This window comes from Microcella sp. (genome assembly GCF_040286215.1).
GTDB lineage: Bacteria > Actinomycetota > Actinomycetes > Actinomycetales > Microbacteriaceae > Microcella.
Map to the genome: position 1 here is coordinate 249231 of NZ_JAVKCK010000006.1, position 25705 is coordinate 274935.

General features: G+C 70.9%; 21 protein-coding genes and 2 pseudogenes. 4 read left to right on the plus strand and 19 right to left on the minus strand.

Annotation, left to right across the window (positions count from 1 at the left end; genetic code table 11):
- Window positions 1-9: 9 nt before the first annotated feature.
- Both RJQ01_RS03550 and RJQ01_RS03555 read right to left on the minus strand, forming a co-directional pair.
- Window positions 10-951 (minus strand): tetratricopeptide repeat protein, encoded by a 942-nt coding sequence (locus tag RJQ01_RS03550; RefSeq protein WP_350475337.1) that lies wholly within the window; start codon window positions 949-951, stop codon window positions 10-12.
- Entirely contained in the window at window positions 948-2780 is a 1833-nt protein-coding gene (locus RJQ01_RS03555; protein WP_350475338.1) for a DUF8094 domain-containing protein, read from the minus strand. Before RJQ01_RS03555 ends, RJQ01_RS03550 begins: the two co-directional genes overlap by 4 nt.
- 308 nt (window positions 2781-3088) lie before the next feature.
- On the opposite strand from RJQ01_RS03555, the gene RJQ01_RS03560 reads away from it, so the two are divergent.
- Together RJQ01_RS03560 and RJQ01_RS03565 are read left to right on the plus strand one after the other, a co-directional pair.
- Window positions 3089-4879 (plus strand): coiled-coil domain-containing protein, encoded by a 1791-nt coding sequence (locus tag RJQ01_RS03560; RefSeq protein ID WP_350475339.1) that lies wholly within the window; start codon window positions 3089-3091, stop codon window positions 4877-4879.
- Window positions 4880-4912: 33 nt separating this feature from the next.
- A complete protein-coding gene (locus tag RJQ01_RS03565) occupies window positions 4913-5974 on the plus strand; it encodes an AI-2E family transporter (RefSeq protein ID WP_350475340.1) in 1062 nt (353 codons plus the stop codon).
- Here the strand turns inward: RJQ01_RS03565 and RJQ01_RS03570 are convergent.
- The 10 genes and pseudogenes from RJQ01_RS03570 to rpsB form a co-directional block, all read right to left on the minus strand.
- Window positions 5971-6684: an alpha/beta hydrolase gene (locus tag RJQ01_RS03570; RefSeq protein WP_350475432.1), complete on the minus strand. Its 714-nt coding sequence runs from the start codon at window positions 6682-6684 to the stop codon at window positions 5971-5973. The genes RJQ01_RS03565 and RJQ01_RS03570 overlap by 4 nt on opposite strands.
- Before the next feature lie 59 nt (window positions 6685-6743).
- Entirely contained in the window at window positions 6744-7043 is a 300-nt protein-coding gene (locus tag RJQ01_RS03575; RefSeq protein WP_350475341.1) for an Rv1322 family protein, read from the minus strand.
- 11 nt (window positions 7044-7054) lie between these two features.
- The gene (locus RJQ01_RS03580; protein ID WP_350475342.1) at window positions 7055-7711 is read right to left on the minus strand and encodes an aggregation-promoting factor C-terminal-like domain-containing protein; all 657 of its coding nucleotides are present in this window, start codon (window positions 7709-7711) and stop codon (window positions 7055-7057) included.
- Window positions 7712-7747: 36 nt separating this feature from the next.
- Window positions 7748-8302, minus strand: coding sequence for a DivIVA domain-containing protein (locus tag RJQ01_RS03585; protein ID WP_350475343.1), 555 nt, complete (start codon window positions 8300-8302; stop codon window positions 7748-7750).
- 28 nt (window positions 8303-8330) lie between these two features.
- Window positions 8331-9398, minus strand: coding sequence for a phosphatidate cytidylyltransferase (locus tag RJQ01_RS03590; protein WP_350475344.1), 1068 nt, complete (start codon window positions 9396-9398; stop codon window positions 8331-8333).
- Window positions 9399-9953 (minus strand): ribosome recycling factor, encoded by a 555-nt coding sequence (gene frr, locus RJQ01_RS03595; RefSeq protein ID WP_350475433.1) that lies wholly within the window; start codon window positions 9951-9953, stop codon window positions 9399-9401.
- A gap of 115 nt (window positions 9954-10068) precedes the next feature.
- On the minus strand, window positions 10069-10938 hold the full coding sequence (locus RJQ01_RS03600) for an EamA family transporter (protein ID WP_350475345.1): 870 nt from the start codon (window positions 10936-10938) through the stop codon (window positions 10069-10071).
- Window positions 10939-10950: 12 nt separating this feature from the next.
- A complete protein-coding gene (pyrH, locus tag RJQ01_RS03605; protein WP_350475346.1) occupies window positions 10951-11661 on the minus strand; it encodes a UMP kinase in 711 nt (236 codons plus the stop codon).
- A gap of 123 nt (window positions 11662-11784) precedes the next feature.
- Entirely contained in the window at window positions 11785-12612 is an 828-nt protein-coding gene (gene tsf, locus RJQ01_RS03610) for a translation elongation factor Ts (protein WP_350475347.1), read from the minus strand.
- A 216-nt stretch (window positions 12613-12828) separates the two neighbouring features.
- Window positions 12829-13812 (minus strand): annotated as a pseudogene (gene rpsB, locus RJQ01_RS03615) (30S ribosomal protein S2); the annotation flags it as partial.
- Between the two features lie 281 nt (window positions 13813-14093).
- Between rpsB and RJQ01_RS03620 the strand changes: the two are divergent.
- Window positions 14094-14501 (plus strand): annotated as a pseudogene (locus RJQ01_RS03620) (peptidoglycan DD-metalloendopeptidase family protein); the annotation flags it as partial.
- Between the two features lie 148 nt (window positions 14502-14649).
- On the opposite strand, the gene RJQ01_RS03625 reads toward RJQ01_RS03620, so the two are convergent.
- A complete protein-coding gene (locus RJQ01_RS03625) occupies window positions 14650-15573 on the minus strand; it encodes a tyrosine recombinase XerC (RefSeq protein WP_350475348.1) in 924 nt (307 codons plus the stop codon).
- A gap of 50 nt (window positions 15574-15623) precedes the next feature.
- A complete protein-coding gene (locus RJQ01_RS03630; protein ID WP_350475349.1) occupies window positions 15624-17744 on the minus strand; it encodes an MMPL family transporter in 2121 nt (706 codons plus the stop codon).
- 133 nt (window positions 17745-17877) lie between these two features.
- Between RJQ01_RS03630 and RJQ01_RS03635 the strand changes: the two genes are divergently transcribed.
- A complete protein-coding gene (locus tag RJQ01_RS03635; RefSeq protein ID WP_350475350.1) occupies window positions 17878-18372 on the plus strand; it encodes a MarR family winged helix-turn-helix transcriptional regulator in 495 nt (164 codons plus the stop codon).
- On the opposite strand, the gene RJQ01_RS03640 is transcribed toward RJQ01_RS03635, so the two are convergent.
- The 5 genes from RJQ01_RS03640 to RJQ01_RS03660 form a co-directional block, all read right to left on the minus strand.
- On the minus strand, window positions 18373-19308 hold the full coding sequence (locus RJQ01_RS03640) for a phosphodiesterase (protein ID WP_350475351.1): 936 nt from the start codon (window positions 19306-19308) through the stop codon (window positions 18373-18375). It lies immediately after the preceding gene.
- Between the two features lie 33 nt (window positions 19309-19341).
- Window positions 19342-20610: a DNA-processing protein DprA gene (gene dprA / locus RJQ01_RS03645; protein WP_350475352.1), complete on the minus strand. Its 1269-nt coding sequence runs from the start codon at window positions 20608-20610 to the stop codon at window positions 19342-19344.
- An 8-nt stretch (window positions 20611-20618) separates the two neighbouring features.
- Window positions 20619-22145 (minus strand): YifB family Mg chelatase-like AAA ATPase, encoded by a 1527-nt coding sequence (locus RJQ01_RS03650; RefSeq protein ID WP_350475353.1) that lies wholly within the window; start codon window positions 22143-22145, stop codon window positions 20619-20621.
- The gene (locus RJQ01_RS03655; protein WP_350475354.1) at window positions 22145-22495 is read right to left on the minus strand and encodes a YraN family protein; all 351 of its coding nucleotides are present in this window, start codon (window positions 22493-22495) and stop codon (window positions 22145-22147) included. Before RJQ01_RS03655 ends, RJQ01_RS03650 begins: the two co-directional genes overlap by 1 nt.
- A gap of 100 nt (window positions 22496-22595) precedes the next feature.
- Window positions 22596-25643 carry a hypothetical protein gene (locus RJQ01_RS03660; RefSeq protein WP_350475355.1) on the minus strand — a complete coding sequence of 1016 codons (3048 nt, stop codon included), beginning with the start codon at window positions 25641-25643 and terminating at the stop codon, window positions 22596-22598.
- Between the last annotated feature and the right edge of the window lie 62 nt (window positions 25644-25705).

Here is a 25705-nt window from a genome sequence, read left to right on the forward strand (position 1 = left end):
CGCAACGCGTCAGTAGAGCAGGTTGGTGAGCGCGCGGCGCGCGGAGATCGTGCGCTCGTCATCCACCCCGACGATCTCGAAGTAGTCGAGGAGTCGGGCGCGGACGCCCGCCTTGGCCTCGGGGTCGAGGGTGGGGAACAGGGCGAGCAGACGCGCGAAGGCGTCCTCCACGTGCCCCCCGCTCAGGTCGAGGTCGGCGACCGCGAGCTGAGCATCCAGGTCATCGGGCGCCGCCGCCGCCGCGTCGCGGATCTGCGCCGCCTCCCGACCTTCCAGTCGCTGCAGCAGGGAGACCTGCGCGAGGCCCGCCACGGCGTCGCCGTCGGCCGGGCTCTGCGCGATCGCCGTACGGTAGGCGGTCGCCGCCGCCTCGAGGTCACCGCCGGTGATCGCGTCGAAGGCCTCCTGGTGCAGGGGAGGCAGAGGCTGCTCGGCGGGCTCGTCCCCGTCCTCCGCGGGCGCGTCGGCGGAGACCGTTCCGGTCACGCCGTTCTGCGCGGCGAGCTCGAGCACCTGGTCGAGCACCTGGCGCACCTCGTCCTCTGCAGGCATGCCGACGAACAGGTTGAGCGGCCGGCCACCGACGAGAGCAACGACCGCGGGAACCTGCTGCACCTGAAACGCCTGCGCGACCTGCGGACTGGCATTGCCGTCGACCGTCGCGAGCGCGAGTCGGCCGCCGTAGGAGCTCACGATCGCCGGCAGCGCCGGAGCGATGCCGGCGGCGTAGATCTCCACGATGACGGGGACGGTGCGGGAGAGCTCGACGATCTCACCGAATTCGGCGTCGCCCACATCGCGCACGACTCCGCTCGCGGCCGCCCCGGAGGGCGACGAGCCGGGGCTCGCCGGCGCCCCCTGCTGTGCCGCCGGCTGCTGAGCCTTGCGCACGAGTGAGGAGAGATCGACGGCGCCCCGCAGGGTGTCAGGGGTCATCGGGGTGTCGGTCACGGTACCTCCTTGGCACTGACGAGCCCCTGTGTGTAGCCGAGCACGCGCACGGGCTCGGTGCTGTCCAGGGGCGGAACGAAGAACAGAATCTGCAGACCGTAGGTGGCGATGATGCCGCGCGTGCTCTGCGCGCTGCCCGAGAGCGCCTCCACGGCACCGCTCGAGTTGACGGCCGCGCCCGACTGCGTCGGCGTGACCGTCTCGGTCTCGGTGAGGTAGGCCGCCATGATGGCCCCACCATCGTTGGTGACGAAGGAGAGGATATCGGCGTCCTCCACCACCCGGTTGGTGAACTCGATCGAGGCCGTATCGGGCAGTGCGGAGCGGCGCTCTCGCTTCGCCTCGACGCCGATCTGCGCGCGCAGGCTGTCGCCCTCGGCCTCGAAGAGGTCGACGTTCTCGGCGTCGTCGCCGCGCAGCAGCACCTGCGAGTACGCGGTGGCAACCTCGGCGGGCGTCACGGCCAACTGCGGGGTGTCGGCAGGCAGAAGAGGGCTGCCGAGCCCGACGGGTGCGAGCGCCGGCACCTCGGCCTGCGGCTCCAGCGTCAGGGCGTAGTGCACCCGATAGGGGCTGCGCGGGTCGTCCTGGATCATCACCAGCGCCTGCGGGGGTCGAGTCTCATCCGTCGGGTCCTCGACGACGGCGAAGATCGCGCGCGGCCAGGTCGCGCCCTCGGCCGGCAACCGCTGGGGCAGGGCCAGCGCGACCTCGCGGGCGGGGATCGGCAGCAGAGTGCCGAGATCGGAGTCCTCCTCCCGCACCGTGTAGGCCGCTTCGCGGAACTGCAGGGCCGGGCCGGCGAGTCGCGTCGCGGCGAGATCCTCATCGGTCTCGTCGTCGGCGAGCGCAACGGTGTCAGCGATACGGCTCACAATGCGGTCGATCTGACGCTCGCTCGCCGCGACCGCGGGAGTCTCGGGCTGCGCCGTCGGCGTGGGGCTCGGCGTCGCGACGATCGACGCGCCCGTCGTGCACGCGGAGAGGACAAGACCGGTGATGAAGAGTCCCGGCACGACCGCGATGCTCGACGCCGCGCGCCGGCCCTTCGGACGACCGAGTGCTGGTCGCCCGGAGAGCGGGCGATAGCGCGAGGGCCGGGGAACCTTCGGCATCTTCGGCGATCGGGACGACTTGCGGCGCGGCCCGCGCTGCCTGCGCATGTGGAGCAACGCCCAGAGCAGGGCGATGAGTCCGAGAATGAGCGAGCCCACGCCGCCGAGGATCAGCCAGGTTGAGTACGGTGTGCTGCTGTCGAGGGGCCACGTGACGGAGAATTCCTGCGGCGCCGGCAGTGTGCCGTCGGACGCGAGCAGCACGGAGACATCCCGAGGCACGTTGACGGTGATGCCCAACTCGCCCTCGCCCGTGAAGTCGTCGTACCAGAGGTCGCTGCCGAAGGGGTCGGGAACGGCGTCTTCCGACCCGCTCACAGGCTGCGCGACGAGCTCGCGGAGCTCGTCGTCGAACGTCACAAGCGTGTAGCGGGCCTCGCCGACCCAGGCGAGTACGTCTCCGGTTCGGCCGTAGGCGGCCACGACCCGATCGGTCTGCGCGATCTGCTCTTCGCCGTCCTCCGTCTCGCCCTCCGCCGGCGGTTCGGCAGCGCTATTGGGCGGGGCGACGACGCCGCCGCTGATCGTGAGAGTCTGGCGACCCTCGTACGCGTTGAGGGCCGAGCCGTCGATCACGGTGACGGTCGCGGCGCTGTCGAGCTGCACGGTCGACGTGACGCTCTCCGGCGGGGCGAGCACGGTGCGCTGGGCGACGCCGAGGCCGACGCCCACGACGGCGACCACGAAGAAGACGATGGCAATGATGAATCGCACGGATTCACTCCTCTCGTGCCGGCGCGCGACTCCCCGCTCACCGCTCGCCCGCGCGTGTCGACCGCGGGCGGCGGTCGCTGAGGGGCGATGTGGTGGCGGTTCTGGACTGATCGAGCGACGAGAGCGTCAGCCCGGTGCAGTCAGCGGCCAGCAGATTACAGACATTCCAGACTAGCGGACGCTCGCGGTGCGCGTTGCCGCCGACCTCCGGGCGCCTGCCCCTCTCGCCGAATACTCAGGCGGAGCAAAGACGCGAGGCGCCGATAGACTCGCAGGGTTCGCGCCCCACCGACCCGGGAGACTCACACGTGGCAGGCACAGAGTTCGATTTCGGCACCGAGATGCGCGGTTACAAGCGCGAGGACGTCGACAAGGCCATCCAAGACCTCCGGCGCGACCTCATCCAGTCCAACACGGAGCGGGCCGACACGGCCAAGGAGCTCAAGCGACTGCACGCCGTCATCGACGACCTGCAGTCGGAGCTGGACGAGGTGGGCCGCCCCACCTACGCGGGCCTGGGTACGAAGCTCGAGCAGACCCTGCGGGTTGCCGAGGAGCAGTCGACGCGTCTCATCAGTCAGGCCGACATCGACGCGGAGAAACTGCGCACCAGCGCGCGCGCGGAGGCGGAGCGTCTTCAGACCGAGACCGCGGAGCGCACGCAGCAGCTCGTCGCCGAAGCCACGGAGCGGGCGCGGCACCTGGTCGACGATGCGACGGACGAGGCCGAAGGGCTGGTCGCGCGTGCGCGTGCCGACGCCGACGCGCTCGTCACCGAGGCGCAGCGGGAGGCGGCGGCAATTCGCGGCGCCGTGGCGACGGAAGCGGCGGAGTCGCGCGCCACCGCGAAGCGGGAGATCGCAGCGCAGCGCGCGGAAACCGAGCGGCAGCTCGCCGAGCTGCGGGTCGTCGCCGATCGCGAAGTGGCCGATGCGCGGGATGCCGCAGCGCAATTGGCGCGCGAGACCGAGCAGGCACGGGCCGAGTTCGAGAGCGACGACGCGACGCGACGCGCGCAGCTCGATGCCGACATCACGAACGCGCGCACCGACCTCGAGGACGAGGTGCGGCGAACTCGCGACGAGGTCGCGCGCGAGGTGGACGAGCGTCGACGGTCCTGGGCGGCCGAGGAGGCCCGTCGGCGCACAGAGGTCGACGACGAGCTCGCCGCTCTGCGGCTCGCCGCGGAGCGGGAGACAACTCTGCTGCGGGAGACGACGGAGCGCGAGACCACGGAGCTGCGCACGATCACCGAGCGCGAGACCACCGAGCTGCGCGATGCCGCTGAGCGCGACACCGCGGAACTGCGCGAGACCGCGGAGCGGGAGACCACCGAGTTGCGCGCCACCACGGAGCGCGAGCTCGCCGAGCTGCGCGCGACGACCGAGCGCGACGCATCGCAGCTGCGGCGAGATGCCGAGGCGGCCGCGCTGCGGCTGCGCGAGCGCGCAGAGCAGGACACCGTCGAGCTGCGCGCGACGACCGAGCGCGAGCTCGCCGAGCTGCGTGACGCCGCCGAGCAGCAATCACTCGAGACCCGAAGCGCTCTCGAGCGGGAGGCGTCGCGGCAGCGCGGCGTGCTCGCCGACGAGGCCGCGAAGGCCCGGGCCCAACTCCTGCACGACGCGGAGGAGAACCGCGCGCGTCTGGCGCGCGAGGCCGAGCAGGCCCGCACCGACCTCGAGGTGGAGCTGACGGCGCGACGCGACGAAGCGGAGAAGGAGTACCTCGCACGCCAGCAGGACGCCGTTGCGCAGACGCAGCGCTACCTCGAGGAGGCGACCGCTCAGCTCACGGAGGCCCAGGCCCGAGCGGCCGCAGTGCGCTCGGAGACGGAAACCCTGGATCGCACCGCGCGCGAAGACGCGCAGAAGCGTCGTGCGGAAGCCGACGCAACCGCGCGCGAGGTGCTCGCCAACGCCGAGCAGCGGGCGCAGGCCCTGCAGCACGAGGCCGAGGAACGCAGCGCGAAGCTCGTCGCCGAGGCGGAGGAGTCGCTCGCCCGCATCCGCGTCGAGCGCGACGCCGTGGCGGGATACTTCGAAGGCCTGCGCGGAGTACTCTCGCAGGCAGAAACGCTGTCTCAGCGCGACGACTAGGCTGACGCCGCTCGACCCCAGGAGCCACGGCACGTGAAGATTCAGAACGCATTCCGATTCGGGCTGTTCGGCGGCCTCGGGGTTCTCGTGGCGCTCGTCATCGGCGGCGCCGTCACGAGCCTCGCGACGATCATCACCTACATCGGCGCCGCACTCTTCATCGCGCTCGGGCTCGACCCGCTCGTCTCGTGGCTCGAGGAGCGCAAGTGGCCGCGGTGGGCCGCGATCCTCACTGTCCTCGTCGGAGTGCTCGGCCTGTTCACGGGGCTCGTCTTCGCGATCATCCCCGTGATCGTCGAGCAGTCGAGCAGGCTGGTGGCGCGCATCTCGGACTACGTCAGGTCGCTCGACTCGCTGGACGACTTCTTCGACAACGTGCAGTCGTTCATCCCCGTCGAGGTCGTCGACGTGCGGCTCGCGGCAGAGTCAGCGCTCGAGTGGATCACCAACCCCGACAACCTCACGCAGGTCGGCGGCGGCGTGCTCTCCGTCGGCATCGGCATCGCGACGGGAGTCTTCGGTGCCCTCATCATCCTCATCCTCACGCTCTACTTCGTCGCCTCCCTCAACAACCTGAAGAGCGCCGTCTACAAGCTCGTCCCGTTGTCCAAGCGCGAACGCTTCATCGGCATCGCCGAGCAGGTTTCCTCGGCCGTCGGGCGCTATGTGGTCGGGCAGGTCACGCTCGCGCTCTGCAACGGCGTGCTGAGCTTCATCTTCCTGACGATCATCGGCGCCCAATACCCGGCGCTGTTCGCCTTCGTCGCGTTCCTGTTCTCCCTCGTGCCGCTCGTGGGAACGCTCTCCGGGTCGATCCTCATCGTGCTCACGCAGCTTCTCGTGAACCCCGAGTCGATCTCCACAGTCATCGTCGCCGGCATCTACTACCTCGTGTACATGCAGGTCGAGGCGTACGTGCTGAGCCCCAACATCATGAATCGGGCCGTCAAGGTGCCCGGCGTCGTGGTCGTGATCGCCGCTCTCGCCGGCGGCACGCTGCTGGGCATCCTCGGGGCCCTCATCGCCATTCCGGTGGCTGCCTCGATCCTCATCATCATCGACCAGGTCGTGGTGCCCAAGCAGGAGGCCCTCTAGGGCCAGCGCGTCGGCAGCGGCAGCACGCCGGGGTTCAGCCGAGCCACGATCTCGGTGAGCACGCGCGCCGTCTGCGCCTCCCCCACCCACAGGTGCTTTCCGCCCTCGACCGCGACGAGCTCCGCGTCGGGCACCGACGCGAACCGCTCCTCAGCCTCGGGCGGTCGAAGGTAATCGTCGAGCTCAGGTACCACGACGACCAGGCGCATTCCGGCACCCGCCCACGCCGCAACCTCCTCCGCGCTCGTGCGGTGCAGCGGAGGCGACAGCAGGATCGCACCGGCGATCTCGTGCTCAAGACCGTGCTTGAGCGCCACCTCGGTGCCGAACGACCAGCCCAGCAGCCACGGCGCCGGTAGGCCGCGCTCACGCACGAAGGCCATCGCCGCATCGAGGTCGTCGGCTTCGGCCTCGCCGTGCCCGAAGTCGCCCTCGGAGGTGCCGCGGGGTGAGGACACCCCTCGGAAGTTGAAGCGCAGCACGGCGATGTCTGCCATTGCCGGCAGGCGTGCCGCCGCCTTGCGCAGCACGTGCGAGTCCATGAAGCCGCCCGCCGTAGGCAGAGGGTGGAGGCACACGAGGGTCGCCACCGGCGGTGCCTCCTCTGGCAGGGCGAGCTCGCCGACGAGCGTGAGCCCATCCGCCGTGTGCAGCTCGATCTCCTCGCGCTGGGCGGGCAGCACGGTGCCCCCTCGAATCTGCTCGCTCACGGCGGTGTCCTCTCGTTCGTCGTGCGCTGCGACGCCCCTCGCGTCGTCAGGGGTGCGGATCATGGCTCGATCTGCCAGCACCTCGCGTGCCAGTGGCGCCGAGCGGCGAGGTCGGCCTGCTCGCCCATGAGGCCGTCGGCACGCCAGGCGACGACGTGCGCCACCCCGACGGGCACCTCCGCGCCGCACCCCGGGCAGGTGTAGACCTTCTGCGCGGCAGCAGCGCCCACCGGTTGCACGTTCCAGGCACCGGAGCGCTTCACCTCGGTGCGGCGCATGCCGAGCCGGATGCGCTCGAGGTCGAGCTCAGACGGCTCCTCCGCGGCGCGACGGCGACGCGAACGGTTGCTGCGGGGCATACCGAGGGAGCCTAGTACCAGCCGATGCGCTGGCTCGTCGCCCAGGCGCCGCACGGCGTGCCGTAGCGCGCCTCGATGTACCCGAGGCCCCAGGTGATCTGCGTGCGAGGGTTCGTCGCCCAGTCAGAACCAGCGCTCGCCATCTTGCTGCCGGGCAGGGACTGAGGAATGCCGTAGGCGCCCGAGCTCGCGTTGTGCGCGTACACGTTCCAGCCCGACTCCTTGTTCCAGAGGGCGACGAGGCAGTCGAACTCCGCACTGCTCCAGCCCCGGGCCGCCACCATGTCGGCGGCGATCGCCTGGGCGGTGCCGGGGTCGGGCGTGCCCGCCGCGGGCGCCACCCCGTAGGTGACAACTCGGCTCGTCGTCCACTCCCCCCGATCAGCGTCGATCTCGTGATCGTCGGAGGCGATGTAGGTCTGCGAGTCGACGGCGGCGGGCGCCTCCGTCTGCTCCGCCGCGAGGCTCAGGCCGGAGGTCGGGTCGGTGACGGCGGCGAGCACGAACGCGAGGCTTGCCGCCGAGGCGAAGAGCGGCAACGACCACGCGGAGCGCACGTGGCGCTCGATCGTCGGCACGCCGGGGGTGGCCCGAGCGCGGTTCGCAGCGCCCTCACCGGGTCGACTCGACGCGGTGGGGCGCGCCTTCGCCGCTGCATGCCTACCCACGAGTGGCCAGTCTAGCCCGAACAGCCCAGGCGAGGCTCAGCGCACGGCCAGCATGAGACGGATCGTCGTGTCGAGCAGCAGGTCGACCTGCGTCTCTTCGTATCCCCGGAAGGCGGGGCGGAAGGCGATCGTGCGCACGTTCTCCACCGTGAGCGGAGCGCCCTCCTGGAAGTACCGGCTGACGCGCACCATGAACGCGTCGACGTCGCTCGGGCGGTAGCCGCGCACAAGGGCGTTCACACGGCGGAACCGGCGACCCTCGGGCCGTGCGAGCCGATCGACGATGTCCTGCGCTGTCGCCCGCGACTCGGCGTCGACGGCCTCTTGGCCGCGCTCGGCGATCGCCCGCTCGCGCTCCCGCGCGGCGAAGGCCTCCTCGAGACGCTCGAGCGCAGCATCGACGTGGCGTGCCGAGTACCCGCCGCGGCGGCGCACCCGGAAGGCGGTGTGGCGGATGTCGTCGCTCGTGAGCGACCCCTCCGCGCCCGGCGCCGCGCCGTAGGCCGTGCGAGCGACCTCGAGGAAGAGCTCGACCTCGTCGATGTCGTAGCCCGGCTTGCCCGGACGCGGAGCGGGAAACGTGGAGGTCACGTCACCATTCTGCCCCAGCCGCACGGACTCAGGAGACGACGACGAAGAAGACGTACGCCACCACCGTCGCCGGCAAGATCGAGTCGAGTCGGTCGAGGAACCCGCCGTGGCCCGGCAGCCAGGTGGAGATGTCCTTGATGCCCAGATCGCGCTTGATGAGCGATTCGGTGAGATCACCGAGCGTCGCCGCGGCGACGAGCGCGAGCCCGAGCAGCGCGCCGATCCACCACTCGATGCCGATCATGAAGAGCCCCAGCAGTACGGAGGCGATGATCGCGACGACGACCGACCCGGCGAAGCCCTCCCAGGTCTTCTTCGGGCTGATGCGGGGCGCCATCGGGTGCTTGCCGAAGAGGAGACCGGAGGCGTACGCCCCGGTGTCGATGCTGATGACCACGATGAGGTACGCAAGCACCCACCACTGCCCGCCCGGCTGGCCGGCCATCACGACCGCGAAACCGCCCAGCAGAGCGACGTAGGCGAGCACGAGGATGCCCGCCCCGAGATCGGTGCCCAGGGAGGCCGCCGCCGTCCGCCGGGCCGGGATCAGCTGCTCGGCCAGGCGCCACAGGCTCACGAACGCGACTCCCCCCAGAATCGCCCACCAGAGGCCTTCCGCTCCGAGGTAGAACGCGGGCGCGATGACGCCCACCGCCGCGATCACCAGTGGGATGCGCGGCACGTCACGGCCCGCGAAGCGCAGCGCGCTCGCCAGCTCGTAGGCCGTGAAGGCCACCAGTGCCGCTCCGAAGAGCATGAAGATCTCTTTGACGACGATGAGGCTGAACAGCAGGGCGAAGCCGAGGATCAGGCCGAAGAGGATCGCCTTGGGAAGGTTGCGGCCGACGCGGGCCTCCACCCGGGCATCCATCTCGCGTGCCCGGGTCTCCAGATCGTGCAGGGCCGTCTCGACGTCGTGGAGGGCGGCCTCGACGTCGGAGCGCGGGCGCCCGCCTCTCGCAGGGAAAAGGCGGCGGCGCGGCGCCCGCACCGGCTCGGCGGCGCCCTGGGCGGCAGGCTCCTGCGCGGCGGGCTGCTGCGTTGCAGACGCCTCCACGGAGGTCGGGGGGGTGGGTTCGGCGGGCTCCGGGGGCATTTAGACCTCGAGGAGCTCGGCTTCCTTCTTCTTGAGGGCCTCATCGGCGGCGTCGGTGTGCTTCTTCGTGAGCGCCTCCAGGTCCTTCTCAGCGCGTGCGACCTCGTCATCGCCGACCTCGCTCTTGAGGCCGTCCAGGTCGTCCTTCGCCTTACGACGGATGTTGCGGATGGCGACCTTGCAGTCCTCCGCCTTGCCCTTGACGATCTTCACGTACTCCTTGCGGCGCTCCTCCGTGAGCTCGGGCATCGTCACACGGATGATCTCGCCGTCGTTGTTGGGGCTCGCCCCGAGGTTCGGAAAGTTCACGATCGCACGCTCGATCTCTTTGAGCGCCGTCTTGTCGTACGGCGTGATGATGAGTGTGCGCGCCTCGGGGTTCTGCAGGCTCGCGAGCTGCGCGAGGGGCGTCGGCGAGCCGTAGTAGTCGACGAGGATCTTCTGGAACAGCTGCGGGTTCGCACGCCCGGTGCGGACAGTCGAGAAGTCCTCCTTGGCGACCTCGACGGCCTTGGTCATCTTGTCTGCGGCTTCAGCGAGAACGTCGGCGATCACGGGCGGCTCCTTCGGTGGGTCGACGGCCAGTCTAGTGGTCACGGGCCGATTGCCGGTCGGGATGCCCGGCCTCTGCCGCACGCGCGCCTCCACCCGGTTCGGGCCCGTGCTCGGCTCAGCCCAGCGCGAGCAAAGCGACGCCCCCCAACACCACAACGCTGCCGAGGATGCGCCGGCCGGGGTGCGGCTCGCGGAACAGCATCCACCCCGCCAGGGCGATGAGCACGACACTGACCTCGCGCGCCGGCGCGACGATCGCGACCGGCGCGAGCTGGTACGCGTACAGGATTGCGATGTACGCCAGCGGCGAGAGCACGCCAACCACGACGACGGCAAGCGGATGCGCCCGCACCGACTCCACCGCGGTCGACGGCGCGCGCAGCGCGATCGCGCCGAGCACGATCAGCTGCACGGCCATGCTCGCCCAGTAGTAGCCGACCGGGGGAAGACCGGCCAGCGTTACCGCGGCGGCATCCCACAGCGTGTACGCGGCGATGACGACGCCCACCGCGGCTCCGTATCGGATGCCCCGCGAGCGCCGCCCCTCGTCCGTGATCGGGCGCCGCGCACCCGCCACACCGATGACGACGACCCCGGTGACGACCAGCAGGGCGCCGACGAGCGCGAGCGGCCCCGGCCGCTCGCCGAGCAGAACGATCGCCGCGATGACGCTCAGGAGGGGCCCGACGCCGCGCGCCACCGGGTACACGACGCCGACGTCGGCGAGCCGGTACCCGCGCTGCAGCAGCAGGAAGTACGCCAGTTGCCACGCAGCACTGCCGGCGACGAGGGCCATCACGAGCCAGCCGAACGCCGATGCGGGCTCGCTCGCGAGCGAGGCGACGCCGAACGGGGCGAAGGCGATCACACCCACGAGCAGGGTCGCCGCGATGAACGCGGTTCCGCTCGTGCCGGCTCGCTTCATCGCGACGTTCCAGCTCGCGTGAGCGAGAGCGGCGCCCGCGATGAGCAGTGCGGCGATCATGACGCCGCCGCGTCAGTTCGAGACGCGCGTGCCGATGTGCTCGCCGCGGATGGCCCTCGCGACGTTGCCCTCGGGCTCCATGCCGAACACGACCATCGGCATGCCGTTGTCCATGCACAGGCTGAACGCGGTCGAGTCGACCACCTTGAGGCCGCGCACGAGGGCGTCCTGGTAGGTGATGTGCTCGAGCTTGTGAGCGCCGGGGTCGTGCCGGGGGTCGGCGCTGTACACCCCGTCAACGCCGTTCTTCGCCACGAGCACCTCGACAGCCTTGATCTCGAGCGCCCGCTGGGCGGCAACCGTGTCGGTGGAGAAGTACGGCAGGCCGGCCCCCGCGCCGAAGACGACAACGCGACCCTTCTCCAGGTGGCGCACGGCGCGCAGGGGGATGTACGGCTCGGCGACCTGCGTCATCTGAATCGCCGACTGCACGCGCACGGGGGCGCCCGCCTGCTCGAGGAAGTCCTGCAGCGCGAGCGCGTTCATGACCGTGCCGAGCATGCCCATGTAGTCGGCGCGGCCCCGGTCCATGCCGCGCTGGCTCAGCTCGGCACCGCGGAAGAAGTTGCCTCCGCCGACGACGACCGCGACTTCGACCTCCTTCGCGGCCTCCGCGATCTCGCGCGCGATGCCGCTCACGACATCAGGGTTGACCCCGAGGGACCCGGCGCCGAACGCCTCACCGGAGAGCTTGAGCAGGACGCGGCGGCGGTCGGCGGTCATGGGGCCTCACTTCGAGAATCATCGGTCGTGCGAGTCAACAGTAGCGGTCGGGAGCGCGAAGCGAAGGGGCCCCGTCGGTCGCGGCGGCGACGAACGGGGCCCCTTTCGAGACGCTCGGTCGAGCTAGGCGCCGACCTTGAAGCGGGCGAAGCCCGTGACGGTGATGCCGGCGTCCTTGGCGACCTGCGCGACCGAGAGCTTGTTGTCGCGCGCGTAGTCCTGTTCGAGCAGGGCGACCTGCTTGAAGAAGGCTCCGACGCGGCCCTCGACGATCTTGGGCAGAGCGGCTTCGGGCTTGCCCTCGTTGCGGCTGATCTCCTCGACGATCCGGCGCTCGTTGTCGACCGTCTCGGCCGGGACGTCGTCGCGCGTGAGGTACTGCGGGTCGGCGAAGGAGATGTGCTGCGCGATGCCGCGCGCCGTCTCCGCGTCGTCGCCGGTGTAGGCGACGACGACGCCCACCTGAGGCGGGAGGTCCTTGTTCGTGCGGTGCAGGTAGACCTCGAACTTCTCGCCGTCGACGCGGGCGACGCGCCGCAGCTCCATCTTCTCGCCGATGATCGCCGCCTCCGAGTCGATCAGCTCGCCGACCGTGTGGTCGCCGGCCTTCGCAGCCAGAGCCTCGTCAGCATTCGCGGCCCCGGCCGCGCTGACGGCGGCGAGAACCTTCTCGCCGAGCGCACCGAACTTGTCACCCTTGGCGACGAAGTCGGTCTCGCAGGCGAGCTCGAGCAGAACGGCGAAGCCGTCTCCCTCGTGCGCGGCGATGAGGCCCTCGCTCGTGGAGCGGTCGGCGCGCTTCGCGTTGCCCTTCGCGCCCTTCAGGCGCAGGATCTCGACGGCCTTCTCCATGTCGCCCTCGGCTTCGACGAGGGCGTTCTTGGTGTCGACCATGCCGGTGCCGAGGCGCTCGCGCAGGGTCTTGACGTCTTCCAGGCTGACTGTGGCCATGGAGGGACTCCTCTACTTCTCGTCGGCCGACGCGGTGGCGTCGGCATCGGTCTTCTCCGCCGCCGGCTTCTTGGCGGCGGGCTTCTTCGCGGCAGGCTTCGCGGCCGGCGCCTTCTTCGCGGGAGCGTCGTCCTTCGCGGGAGCGTCGTCCTTCGCAGCGGCGGGGGCCTTCTTCGCTGCCGGCTTCTTGGCAGCAGGCTTCTTCTCCGCCGGTGCCTTCTCAGCAGGCGCCTTCTCTGCCGGGGCGGCCTCGGCCTCGATCTTCTCCTCGACCTCGGCAGGCGTCTCGGGAGCGTGCTCCGGCTCCGCGTCCGTGGTCGGCTCAGTCGTGGCGACCGCCGCGTCGGCGTCGTTCTCCTCGACCGTTGCGCCCACACCCTCGGTCTGACCCGCGGGGGTCTCGGCAGCCGGCTTCTCCGAGCTCTCGGCGCCCGCGCCCTGCTCGAGCAACTCGCGCTCCCACTCTGCGAGCGGCTCGACGGCAGAAACGTTGCCCTCGGCCTCGGGCTTCTGGTGGCGCTGGATGAGACCCTCGGCAGCAGCATCCGCGATGATGCGCGTCAGCAGCGAGACCGAGCGGATCGCGTCGTCGTTGCCCGGAATCGGGTATGCGAGCTCGTCGGGGTCGGCGTTCGTGTCGAGGATGCCGATGACGGGAATGCCCAGCTTGCGGGCCTCGTCGATGGCGAGGTGCTCGCGCTTGGGGTCGACGACCCACATGGCGCTCGGAGTCTTCGTGAGGTTGCGGATACCGCCGAGCGACTTGTGCAGCTTCGCGAGCTCGCGGCTCTTGATGAGCAGCTCCTTCTTCGTGAAGCCCTGCGTCGTGTCGTCGAAGTCGATCTCCTCGAGCTCCTTCATGCGCGAGAGACGCTTCGAGACGGTCTGGAAGTTGGTAAGCAGACCACCCAGCCAGCGCTGGTTGACGTAGGGCTGGCCCACGCGCGTGGCCTGCTCGGCGATGGACTCCTGCGCCTGCTTCTTGGTGCCGACGAAGAGGATCGTGCCGCCGTGGGCGACCGTCTCCTTCGCGAAGTCGTAGGCCTGGTCGATGTAGGCGAGCGACTGCTGCAGGTCGATGATGTGGATGCCGCTGCGCTCGGTGAGGATGAAGCGCTTGACTTTCGGGTTCCACCGGCGGGTCTGGTGCCCGAAGTGCACGCCGCTGTCGAGCAGCTGGCGAATGGTGACGACGGCCATGGCCGTACTCCTTTGTTCTCAGTTGTTCGCTCTGCGACCGGTTGGCGAGAGCCCTGGTGCCCGGCGCTGCCTCCCACCCGCACGGTTCACGCCCCGCGTGAGCGGGACCCGAGAGGGACTGAGGGAGGTGTGCGCCGTGGATGGGCACGCGAAGTCAGCCGAACGAGCCGGCTGCGGAGGCCAGCATATCACCGCTCCCCCACGGCGTGCGCAGCCGTCGGGTCGTCCACGGGTGGCGGCTGATGATGGCCGGATGCCCGCCCGCGCGCCATGCTCGCCCCATGCGCTCTCCGCTCGCGTCCGCCGCCGCCGTGTTCCTGGTCGTGGGGGGTCTGGGGGCCAGCGGCACCCCGTCCCTCGGCGGCCCGTACCTCAGCGACCCGTACCTCGCCGACGAGGCGTGGGTGTGGCCTGTGGATGGGCCGCGCGTCGTCCTGCGCCCCTTCCTCGCTCCCCCGACCCCCTACGCCGCCGGCCATCGCGGCGTCGACGTTGCCGCGGCCACGGACGGAGCCCCCGTGCTCGCGGCGACGGGCGGGGTCGTGCACTTCGCCGGGGTCGTCGTCGATCGGCCGCTGGTGACGATCCGGTCCGGCGCGCTGCTCGTGACGGTCGAGCCCGTGCAGCCGAGTGTGCGCGAGGGCGACCGTGTCGAGGCGGGCGAGATCATCGGCATTGTGGCGCCGGGGCACTGCGCACTGGCCTGCGTGCACCTCGGGGTGCGGCTCGCTGGCGAGTACGTCTCACCCCTGCTGTACCTGGGCGGGCTGCCGCGGGCCGTGCTGCTGCCGCTCGACCCCGCCGCGTCGATGCTCTGGTCGCGCGCCGCGCCCTCCGTCAGGCGCGCGGGTGCGCGGTGCGGTAGACAGAGGCCAGCCGTTCGGCGCTCACGTGCGTGTAGATCTGCGTCGTGCCGAGGCTCGCATGGCCGAGGATCTCTTGCACGGCCCGGAGGTCCGCCCCGCCGTCGAGCAGGTGCGTCGCCGCCGTGTGGCGGAAGGTGTGCGGGCCCGCCGGCCCGCTCCCGCCGCGGTCGGCGAGCAGCCGAGAGACGAGTGCGTACACGCCCCGCGCAGACTCCCGCGCGCCGCGGGAGCCGAGGAAGAGCGCGGCACCCGAGTCGGGCGTCGCGAGAGCCGGCCGGGCCCGGTCGAGATACTCTGCGATCGCGCGCTGCGCAGGCAGGCCATAGGGAACGATGCGCTCCTTCGCACCCTTGCCGAGCACGCGCACCGTGCGCCGCTGCGCGTCGACGCGATCGAGGTCGAGGCCGACGAGCTCGCTCACGCGCAGGGCGCTCGCGTAGAGCAGCTCGACGATCGCGAGGTCGCGCAACGCCAGGGGGTCGCCCGTGGTCGCCCGTGCCGTGAGCTCGTCGAACACGGCGTCGACCTGCGCACGACTGAGGACGCGCGGCAGGTGCCGATCTGCTCTCGGTGATGCGAGTCGCGCACCTGCGTCGCTCGAGGCGCGACCCGTACGGGCAAGCCACGCCGTGAAGCCGCGCACCGTGGAGGTGCGACGCGCCAGCGTCGAAGCCGCGAGCCCCTGCTCGTTCTGCCACCACACCCACTCCCGCAGCAACTCGAGGTCGAGCAGCGCGGGGTCGGGCTCCGCACCGCACTCGTCGACGAAGTCGACGAGCGTCAGCAGGTCACCGCGGTAGGCGCGCAGCGTGTGCGGCGAGGCGCCGCGCTCGAGCTCGAGGGCGCGCACATGCTCCTCGATCGCCTCGCGCAGCGCTGTCGTCGACTCGTGCACTCCTCCAGCATGACCGCACCGAGCCGTGACGCGACGCGCGACACGTCGGGCTAGCCGGCGGTGACCGGTTGGCGGTCGGCCTCGTGCGCACCGCTCTGCGCGTTCGCCCCGCGCGCATCCGCCTCGGCGATCGTCAGCGTGGGCCGACGGGGCCACCAGAAGCGGTCGCCGGAGATGAAGGCGAGGGCGGGCACGATGACGGTGCGCACGAGGAGAGTGTCGATGAGCACGCCGATGCACACGATGATGCCGATCTGCGTGAGCGTGATGAGCGGCAGGACGCCCAGGACGGCGAACACGGCCGCGAGCAGGATTCCGGCGCTCGTGATGACGGCACCCGTCGCGGCGAGCCCGCGGATCATCCCCTCCCGCATTCCGAGGTGCTCGGCCTCCTCCTTCGCGCGCGTGACGAGGAAGATCGAGTAGTCGACGCCGAGCGCCACGAGGAAGAGGAAGCTGAACAGCAGCACGGTGGTGTCGATCGCGGGGAACCCGAACAGCGGCGTCTGGAACAGGAACCACGCCGCGCCCACGGCCGAGAAGAAGCTCGCGACGACCGCGATGAGGAGCAGGAGCGGGGCGAGGAGCGCGCGCAGCAGGATCGCGAGCACGAGGAACACGAGGACGAGGATGAGCGGGATGACCAGGGCCTGGTCGCGCTCCTGCGCGTTCGCGACGTCGAGGGCCCGGGCGTCGAGGCCGCCGACGAGTGCCGAGCCGTCACCCACGGTGTCGAGCTCGGCGCGCATCCGCTCGATCGTGGCGAACGCCTCGGCGCTCTCCGGGTCGGCTGCGAGCACGACGTCCACCTGCACGATGTCGTTCGTGGATTCTCCGAGCGTCGCCCCGTCCACGCCCTCGGCGTCGGCCAGGGCCGCGGCGACGGTCTCCCCGTCGGCGGCGGGAGCGATGACCGCCGCCGGGGACGAGCTGCCTGCGGCGAAGGCCTCGGCGAGGATCTCTTGCCCGACGACCGCCTCGGGCTTCTCGATGAAGCGCTCGTTCTGCGAGAGGCCCACCTGCACGAACAGGAGCCCGCTCGCGAGGGCGCCGAGCGCGACGAACCCGGCGATGGCGACCGTCACAGGTCGTCGGCTGACGCCGCGGCCCAGGCGGCCCCACGGGCTGCGCGAGATCGCGTCGGGAGCGCCGAACCGCGGAATGTACGGCCAGAAGAGACCGCGGCCGAAGAGCACGAGGGCGGCCGGCAGTACGAGGAGCGCGAAGATCATCGCGACGATGATGCCCGTCGCGCACGCGATGCCCAGGGCGCGGTTGCCGGCGAGCTCGGCGAAGACGAGGGTCGCGAGGGCGAGGGCGACGGTACCGCCGCTCGCGAGGATCGCCGGCCCGGCGCCGAAGACCGCGCGCCGCATGGCCTCGCGGCGGTCCTCGTGCAGACGCAGCTCATCGCGGTAGCGGGCGATGAGGAGGAGTGCGTAGTTCGTTCCCGCACCGAAGACGAGCACTGAGAGGATGCCCGTGACGGAGGCGTCGAGCACGATGCCGAGGGCGGCCGCGACGCGCGCGGCGATGATGCCGGCGAGGCCGTCGGCGAGGCCGACGACCGCGAGGGGCACGAGCCAGAGCCAGGGGCTGCGGTAGGTGACGAGGAGGAGCACGGCGACGACGATGACGGTCGTCAGCAGCAGGGTGAAGTCCGCCCCCTCGAAGACGGCCGCGATGTCGACCTCGAAGCCTTCCGCCCCGCTCAGGTAGACGTCGATGCCGTTCAGGCCTTCGGCGGCGACCGCGCGCAGCTCGTCCGCGCGCTCGGCCTGCACCCCGACATCGGTCACGATGTCGAGCGGCACGGCGACGAGCGCGACGGTGGAGTCGTCCGAGACCGCCGGCGGTGGCACGAAACCCTCGGAGGACAGCTCGGCGAGGGCCGTCGTGCGCTCGGTGATCCCGGCGATGTCCTCGTCGTCCAGTTCGCCGGCGTCGCGCGTGAAGACGAGGAGGGCCGAGGTGCCGTCCGCGCTCGGCAGCTGCTCCTGCAGGGCCTCGACCTGCGCCGCCTCGGCGCTGTCGGGAAGGCCCACGGGCGGTGCTGTCTCCTCGTCGTTGCCCGAGCCGGCCGCAAAGATGGCGACGGAGGCGGCGAGAGCGACGACGAGCACGATCCAGGAGGTGCGGGCGGCGGTGATGAACCGGAGCAGAGAGCGCATGGGGAGAGGGGATCCTTCGCGGGGAGGTGGGTGCCGAGCAGGTGGGTGCCGGGCAGTCGAGTCGACGATGAGATTTTAGTTAGATTGTCGTATTACAAGAACTTCGAGTCACAGTAGTCATAAACTGGTGGGCATGCAATCGTCCGAGCCGACCGGCCCGCCGATGGCCGCGGTGCGGCCCCCGACGGTGCTGCTGCGCGCTCTGCTGGACGTCACAGAGGAGTTCGAGCGCGCCCTCGGCTCAGAGCTCACGGTCAACCCGACCGACCTGCACGCCATGGAGCACCTCATCATGAGCGGCCCGCTGTCGCCGTCGGAGCTCTCGCGTCGGCTGGGGGTGACGTCGGCGGCGACGACGACGGTGGTGGACAGGCTCACCGCGCTCGGGCACGTGCGGCGCGAGCCCCACCCGAGCGATCGGCGGGGCATCCGCGTCGTGGCCTCAGAGGCATCGACGGCGCGCGCGATGGGGCGCATCATGCCGATGATCGCGGGTGTAGACGCGGTGCTGGACGACTTCGACGAGGCGGAGCAGGCGGCGATCACGCGCTACCTGCAGTGCGTGGTGGAGCAGTATCGCGACCACGCGGAACCGCGCACGGGTGTCGCTCCCGCCGCGTCGCGGTAGTCAGGCTTCGCTCGCGGCGGCCTCGTTGAGGTTGAGCGGGGAGTTCTTACTTGAGAGGCTCTCGAGCCGCTGCGCCGGATCCATGGCGTCGATCATGGGCCGGTAGGTGGCGGCGAACCCGGTCGCCTCGGGGAAGGACTCGACGGGCACCGTGGAGCTCACGATGCGGTCGACGTAGACGTGGACGACGTCGAAAGACTGCCCGCCGTCGACGCCGCTCAGCAGGCGCTGCGCGTCGGCGGCGAGGTCGAGCGTGTAGCAGGTGGCGGCGGCGACGGAGACAGGGATGCCGGCGAAGGTGCTGTGGGTGGAGTAGTGCAGATGGCCGCCGAGGATGCCCCGCACGTCAGTGCCCGCGATGACGGCAGCGAGGGCCGGCTGGTCGTGCAGCTCGAGCACGGCCATCACTTCGAGGGGCGTCGGCACGGGCGGGTGGTGAAGGGCGAGGAGGGTGCCGTGCGGTGCCGGCTCGGCGAGGATGCCACGCAGCCAGGCGAGCTGCTCGACGGTGATCTCGCCGTGGTGGTAGCCGGGCACGGTCGTATCGAGGGAGATGATGCGCAGGCCGCGCACGTCGTACACCCGGTCTTGGGGCTTGTCACTGGGCTCTTCATCGAAGAGCAGGCTCGCGTACGGGGCCCGCTCGTCGTGGTTGCCCATGACCCAGATGAGCTGGGCGTCGAGGCGCTCGGCGACGGGTTCGACGGCGGCCCGCAGGCGGAGGTACGCGTCGGGCTCGCCGAGGTCGGCGAGATCGCCGGTGAAGACGAGGGCGTCGGGTCGGATGGGGCCTGCTTCGAGACGGCGGAGCGCGCCGGCGAGCCGCTGCTCGACGGGCACTGTGCCGTAGAGGGAGCGACCCTGCCCCAGCAGATGCGTGTCGGAGATGTGCACGACGACGTGCCCTGCTGGCGGGTACTGCCCCAACTGCGTCATGGGGGAATGGTAGCGGCCCTGCGTGACCGGGTTTCAGGATCGGGCACGCACCCAGTGTCCTGTCTCGGTCAACGTGGCGCGGCCGTCCAGCTGAAGCGCTCCGAGCGCGGCGCGCACGCGGCTCTGCTCCTCCCCGACGGCGCGGGAGAGTTCGGCGACGGTCTGCCCGCGACGGGGTCGGAGGGCGTCGATCACTCGCGTGTGCACAGCGGGCTCGCGCGCGCCCATGGTGTCGCAAGGCCCGTCGAGATCGAGCACGGCGTCACTGCCGAAGGCGAGCTCCATGACCTCGGGCACGGAGGTCACGCAGTGCGCGCCGCCTGAGCGGAGGAGGCGGTGGCAGCCTGCGCTCGCAGCGCTCGTGATGGGGCCGGGAATGACGCCGACCTCGCGGCTCAGGGTGTCGGCGTGCCGCGCCGTGTTGAGTGCCCCGGATCGGTGCCCGGCCTCGACGACGACCGTGGCGCGCGAGAGTGCCGCGATCAGCCGGTTGCGCTGCAGGAAGCGCCATTTCGTGGGCGCGGTGCCGCACGGCACCTCGGAGACGAGCGCGCCCTGTTCGGCGATGCGGGTGAGGAGCGCCTCATGCCCGCTGGGATAGAGGCGGTCGATTCCTCCGGCAAGTGCCGCGATGGTCGCGCCCCCGCTCGCGAGAGCAGCTCGGTGCGCCATACCGTCGATGCCGTAGGCGCCGCCGGAAACCACGGTGACGTCGCGCCCGGCAAGCCCTGCGGCGAGCTCCATCGCGACGTGCTCGCCGTAGCCGGTCGCCGCGCGGGCCCCGACGATGGCGACGGAGGGACGGGCCAGGAGCGCGACCGTGCCGCGCACCCACAGCAGGTGCGGGCGGTGGGCGCCGAGGTCGTCCACGGCGACGGGCCATTCCGCGTCGCCCGGCACGAGCAGCTGCGCTTGGCAGCGTGCGGCCGACTCCAGAGCCCGCACGACGTCATCACAGCGCAGCCGGGGAGCCCACCGGCCGAGAGCGTGCTCTACGTCGTCCCGACTCAACTCACCCTCGAGCCCGGCACCGACGGCGCGCACGACGCCCTCGGGGGTTGGCCGGGAGAGCAGGAGCAGTGCCGCGGAGACGGGGCCGAGCGACTGCACGAGACTCCCGGCGACGGAGTCGCCCGGCTCGACGACGACGCTCCACAGCACGCGAGCGAAGACCTCGTCGAGGCTCGGAACGCTCACCTGGGTGCCCTCGGATGCGTTCTCGGCTCGAGGCCTCAGCGGTGCGAGCAGAGCCGCGATGCGCTCGGGCGCGAGACCCCAGTCGTTCGTGGTGTCGTCGTGCATGGTGCTCCTCACAGTCCTTGTCGCAGGTAGAGTGCGCGGCCGACGTGGTCGGCACTCGGGCGATCGGCACCGTCCAGGTCGACGATGGACCAGGCGATGCGCAGCACGCGGTCGTAGCCGCGCATGGTCAGGGCGCCACGCTCGAGGGCCCGGTCGAGGCTGGCGCGATCCCGAGCAGAGAGCCTCCAGGCCCGTGACCGCAGGACCGTGCCGGGAACAGCCGAGTTGAGCGACCACCCGACGTGACCCCATCGCGAGCGCGCTCGAGCGCGGGCCGCCGCGACGCGCACTCGAGCCTCCGCGGTCGTCACCGCGCCCTCCCCACCCGTGGTCAGCTGCGCCGCTCCGACGCGGCGCACCGTGAGCCGCAGATCGACGCGGTCCAGGAGCGGCCCGGAGAGCCTCCCGAGATAGCGGCGCCGCATCATGGGAGTGCAGGTGCAGGCCCCGTCGAGGGACTCGGCCTGGCCGCACGGGCAGGGGTTGGCGGCGAGCACGAGCTGGAAGCGAGCCGGGAAGCGCGCCACCGCTCGAGCACGATGGATGGTGATCTGGCCGGTCTCGAGGGGCTGCCGCAGGGCATCCAGCACCGCAGCGCTGAACTCTGGCGCCTCGTCGAGGAACAGCACCCCGTGGGCGGCTCGCGAGATCGCGCCGGGACGGACGAGACCGCTGCCGCCCCCGATGAGCGAGGCCATGGTCGCACTGTGGTGCGGGCTCTCGACCGGCGGCCGCGTCACGAGGGCGGCGCCGACGGGAAGCCCGGCGAGCGAGCGGACCGACGACACCTCGACGGCCGCGTCGGGCTCCAGGTCGGGCAGGAGCCCCGCCAATCGTGTCGCGAGCAGAGTCTTGCCCGCACCCGGTGGGCCGAGCAACATGAGGTGGTGCCCGCCGGCGGCGGCGACCTGCAGCGCCTCGACCGCCTCCGGGTGACCGACGACGTCGCTCAGATCGCCATCCTCCGCCGCCGGCTCCTGCGCGGTCGCCCCGACGAGCGGGTCGACGGGCACCGCTTCCAGCGCGGCGCCGTGGTGGATGAGCACATCGCGCAGACTCGCCGCGCCCACGACGCGGATTCCCTCCACGAGGCCCGCCTCGAGCGCGTTGCCGCTCGGCACCACGACCGCCCGCGCACCCGCACGCCGAGCCGCCAGCACCGCGGGCAGCACGCCTGCTACCGGCCGGAGGCGACCATCGAGACTCAGCTCCCCCAGATGGACGACGCCGTCGAGCGCCTCGCCCGTCACGACACCGGTCGTTGCGAGCGCGGCGACAGCGATGCCGAGATCGAACCCCGAGCCGTGCTTGGGCAGAGAGGCGGGTGAGAGATTGACCGTGACCTTCCGATTGGGCAGATCGCAGCCCGAGTTGCTCGCGGCCGATCTCACCCGATCCTTCGCCTCCCCGAGGGCCGCGTCGGGCAGACCGATGATCGTGAATGCGGGCAGCCCGTTCGCGAGGTCGGCCTCGATCTCGACGAGCGCCCCATCGACGCCGTGCAGGGCGACAGCGAGCGTACGCGCCACCGGCATCAGCACACCTGCCGCACATGCTCGACCGCGATGCCGTCGCGGTCGGCGACGACGGAGACCGCGTCGACGCGCAGACGGTCGACTGGCCCGTGCGCCTCGCACCAGGCCGCCGCGAGGCGTCGCAAGCGCGCACGCTTGACCGGCGTGATCGCCTCCAGAGGATGCCCGAAGCCGACGCCCGACCGCGTCTTGACCTCCACGAACACGGTCGTGGCGCCGTCGCGAGCCACGACGTCGACCTCGCCGATCGGGCACCGCCAGTTGCGATCCAGGATCGTGTAGCCCTGGGCCTCGAGATGGTCGACAGCGAGGTCCTCCCCGCTGCGACCGAGTGCCTGTGTGCGTGTCATGCCCCCGACAATGCCGGGAGACCGTTCGCCTCAGGCAGTCGGACGCGACACGGAGGGCGCGCCCCAGCCCGAGCCGGACTGTGAGGGAGTCGGTCGCGCGTCAGCGCGCGGCGTCCTCCCGCACAGCATCCTCGGGCTCCGAACCGCGCTCGTCCACCGCGTGGCGGTCAGGGTTCGTGTAGTGCAGCACCGCCCACAGGGTGAGTGTCACGACCGCGAAGCCCACCAGCACGAGCAGCCAGGTGCCCACATTCGAGATCTCGTCGATGCCGTCCTCCGTGGGCAGCACGAGCAGCGCGAACAGAGACGCCGTGACGAGGAACGCGCCGATCCAGAGCGCCTTCGAGCGCTGGAAGATCTCTCGGCCCTCGAGGAATCCGAGCGGCAGGATCGCGACCGCCGCGGCCGTCAACCCCTCCGCGGTGGCTGCTGCGAGGGTGTCGAGGGAGAGCGCTGTCACCCAGTCGAGGGCTCCCGACGTCGACTCGGTGAGAATCGAGTAGCCGACCCACGCCAGCACCGAGATGCCGACCATCACCCCGAGCTGAGTGAGGACTGCGCGCACCCGGTGGGGAGCGTCGACTCGCGCAACTATCTCCAGGCCGATCACGAGGCCGACGAGGAAGCCCGGCGAGAAGTCGAGCAGGCGGGCAACGACAACGCCGATCACGGCGAAGACGAGCGCGGCCGGCTGCAGGCCGATGCTCGTCTCGAAGCGCCAGACGCGCCAAATGATCGCCGCACTGATCCACGAGGCTACGTACGTCACGAGAAACAGCCCGATCGCGAGCGCAAGCGTGAGGCGAACAGAGACGGCGTCGAACCCGAAGGAGGGGTCGACGAAGCCGAAGATCACGGCCGTGATCACGATGAGCACCGCCGCGGCGGTTGCTCGCGTTCTGGTAACGGCCGCGAACCAGTCAGTGATGCGGTCGACGCCGCTCTCGAAACGGGCAAAGGCCTTACCGAATCGACGCGTGTTCGCCGACAGCGTGGAGTTCAGCAGCTCTGTCGGGAAGGCAACGAGCAGGAGAATCGCGAGGGCGAGCCCTCCCGCTGTGATCGTGACGATCGGGTTGCGGAAGATCTCCGCCATGGTGGGAATCGACGTCGTGAGCGCGGAGGGGGCCGCTGGATCGTCGCGGACCAGGTTTCCGGTCGTGCCGTCCGCGCTGGCCGAGGCCTCCGGCTGCTCCTCGTCCACCGGTCCGCCGCTCGGCTCCTCGACCGCAACGGGTTCGGTGGAAGCGGGCGCGACCGTAATCGGCTGGCTCACGCTGGTGCCGGTGCCACCGCGCGGCGTCACGGTCACCACGATGGTGTGCTCGCCGGGCTCAAGGTCTTGAGGCACGGCGACGCGGAGCCCGAAGACTCCGTCGGGCTGGGTCACGGTCGACCCGAGCCGCTGGGGAGTGGAGAAGATATCGACGTCGACATCGCACACGATCGGCGCGATGCACTCGGTGGTGCCTTGAATCTCAAGCTCCGTACCCGCCCGCACATCGTCGGGCACTCCAGAGATCTCCACGGTGCCCGGGGTGGGAACCACCGTCTGCCCCGCGGGCGACTGCGGCGCGGGAGGCGCTAGAGGCGCAGGAGGAGCAGGCACCGTCACCGTCAGCGGGGCGGTGAGCTGAGAGAACCCGTCCAGGGCGGAACCGAAGGACACCCCGCCCTCCGGCTCGAAGCCGATCGACTCCTGCACTGCGCGGAAGGTGGACGTGCCCGAGGGCGGGGAGACCGTGCATGTCCACGCTCCGCCCGAGGAGACGGTGGCACTGCAGGACGGGGCCGTGTTCGCGTTGCGCAGCACATGCACGCGGAACCCGGGCGTTCCCGTTCCGGAAACACGCACCGTACGGTCGGCGTTCACGAGCGTGCTGGCGAGGGTGGGCGCCTCGGGGATGCGGACGTAGTCGTCCGTCCAGGCACTCTCGACGCCGTCCAGCGCCTGCGCGTAGTAGAGGTTCCAGACTCCCGCAGCGAGATCCTCGAAGGTGCACTCCAGTTCGGAGGTCGCGGACGCGAGCGGTGCGCCGGCGGGCCCGAGCCACTCCTCTTCGCCACCCTCGCCACCCTCACCGGGCAGTCCGCCGCACGAGTCGATGAAAGCGAAGTTGTAGCCTTCTCCGTTGGGCTCGGCCGTGTAGAGCTCGACCACCAGGTCTGCGTCGGTCTCGCCGACCGCCGTCACCGAGATCGTCGCAGGGGCGAGCTCGTAGTCGAGCTCGGGTGACGGCAGCTCGACGTCGCCACCGATCTCGTCGTCGTAGGACTCGCCAGGAGAGAAGCCGAAGAAGTCGGTCGAGAACACCTGGAAGTACACGTAGTCGTAATAGGGGGCGCCGCCGTTCTCGAGGGGGCCGCCCGTGCACTGCCATTCACCGCTGAGCGCCACCGATGACGAGCAGAACTCGACCGTCGTCTCGCCACCGAAGCTCGGCAGGTACGGGTAGTAGACCGCCTCGACCTGCACAGAACCACCAGCGGGCCCCGCTCCGCCGAGCTCGATCGTCTGCGTGACGAAGGAGTTGCTGAACCCCTCATGGCTCGTGAACTGCGCCTCAAGACCGGGTTGCACGTCGATCAGCACCGGGTCGCTCTCATCGCCCGAGGGCGACTCGCCGACATCCTCGCGGGACGAGGCGATCACCGATGCGGCTCCCGTGTGCGTCGACCCCAGGTTGAGCTCGCACACCCACGCGCTCTCGACGCCAGGGACGGGCACCTCGCAGAACCCGAGGAAGTCCCCGCCCTCGACGGCGTAAGCCTCCACCGTCACGATGAGGTCGAGCTCGGATGCGACCGTGCCACTGATCTGGACATCGCGAGAGAGCGACAGCACTCCCGAGGGTGGACTGGTGATCGAGGGCACCGGAGGGGCCCCCTCCGCGGGAGCGACCGAGGCCGCCTCCGGCGGGGCGTCGGATTCCGCCGCGAGCTGCTCGGGCAGGTCACTGCTCTCCTCCGCGTCGACGACCGCCTGCGGCTCCGAAGGGGCCCCCGTTTCGGTGGACTCGGCAGGGGCGGGCGCGGGCTGGGCCTCGTTGGCGAGCGCCGCGCTCGAGAGCCCGGCTGCCGCCGTGACCAGGACGAGGGCAGCGACGACGCTCGCGACAGCGCGGTGCGAACGGAAAGAGCGACGCATAGAATACCTGCCTCGGGTGTGACCATCTCGGCCAGTGCACGGCGGATCGGGTATCCGCGCAG

Excerpts from the sequence above, each read along its gene's own strand:
- dprA (WP_350475352.1), bottom strand. The coding sequence starts at position 20,610 with ATGCACGACGACACCACGAACGACTGGGGTCTCGCGCCCGAGCGCATC.
- RJQ01_RS03575 (WP_350475341.1), bottom strand. The coding sequence starts at position 7,043 with ATGCCCCGCAGCAACCGTTCGCGTCGCCGTCGCGCCGCGGAGGAGCCG.
- RJQ01_RS03590 (WP_350475344.1), bottom strand. The coding sequence starts at position 9,398 with ATGCCCCCGGAGCCCGCCGAACCCACCCCCCCGACCTCCGTGGAGGCG.
- RJQ01_RS03655 (WP_350475354.1), bottom strand. The coding sequence starts at position 22,495 with ATGACACGCACACAGGCACTCGGTCGCAGCGGGGAGGACCTCGCTGTC.
- tsf (WP_350475347.1), bottom strand. The coding sequence starts at position 12,612 with ATGGCCACAGTCAGCCTGGAAGACGTCAAGACCCTGCGCGAGCGCCTC.
- pyrH (WP_350475346.1), bottom strand. The coding sequence starts at position 11,661 with ATGACCGCCGACCGCCGCCGCGTCCTGCTCAAGCTCTCCGGTGAGGCG.
- RJQ01_RS03650 (WP_350475353.1), bottom strand. The coding sequence starts at position 22,145 with ATGCCGGTGGCGCGTACGCTCGCTGTCGCCCTGCACGGCGTCGATGGG.
- RJQ01_RS03630 (WP_350475349.1), bottom strand. The coding sequence starts at position 17,744 with ATGCGCTCTCTGCTCCGGTTCATCACCGCCGCCCGCACCTCCTGGATC.
- RJQ01_RS03635 (WP_350475350.1), top strand. The coding sequence starts at position 17,878 with ATGCAATCGTCCGAGCCGACCGGCCCGCCGATGGCCGCGGTGCGGCCC.
- RJQ01_RS03660 (WP_350475355.1), bottom strand. The coding sequence starts at position 25,643 with ATGCGTCGCTCTTTCCGTTCGCACCGCGCTGTCGCGAGCGTCGTCGCT.
- RJQ01_RS03600 (WP_350475345.1), bottom strand. The coding sequence starts at position 10,938 with ATGATCGCCGCACTGCTCATCGCGGGCGCCGCTCTCGCTCACGCGAGC.
- RJQ01_RS03640 (WP_350475351.1), bottom strand. The coding sequence starts at position 19,308 with ATGACGCAGTTGGGGCAGTACCCGCCAGCAGGGCACGTCGTCGTGCAC.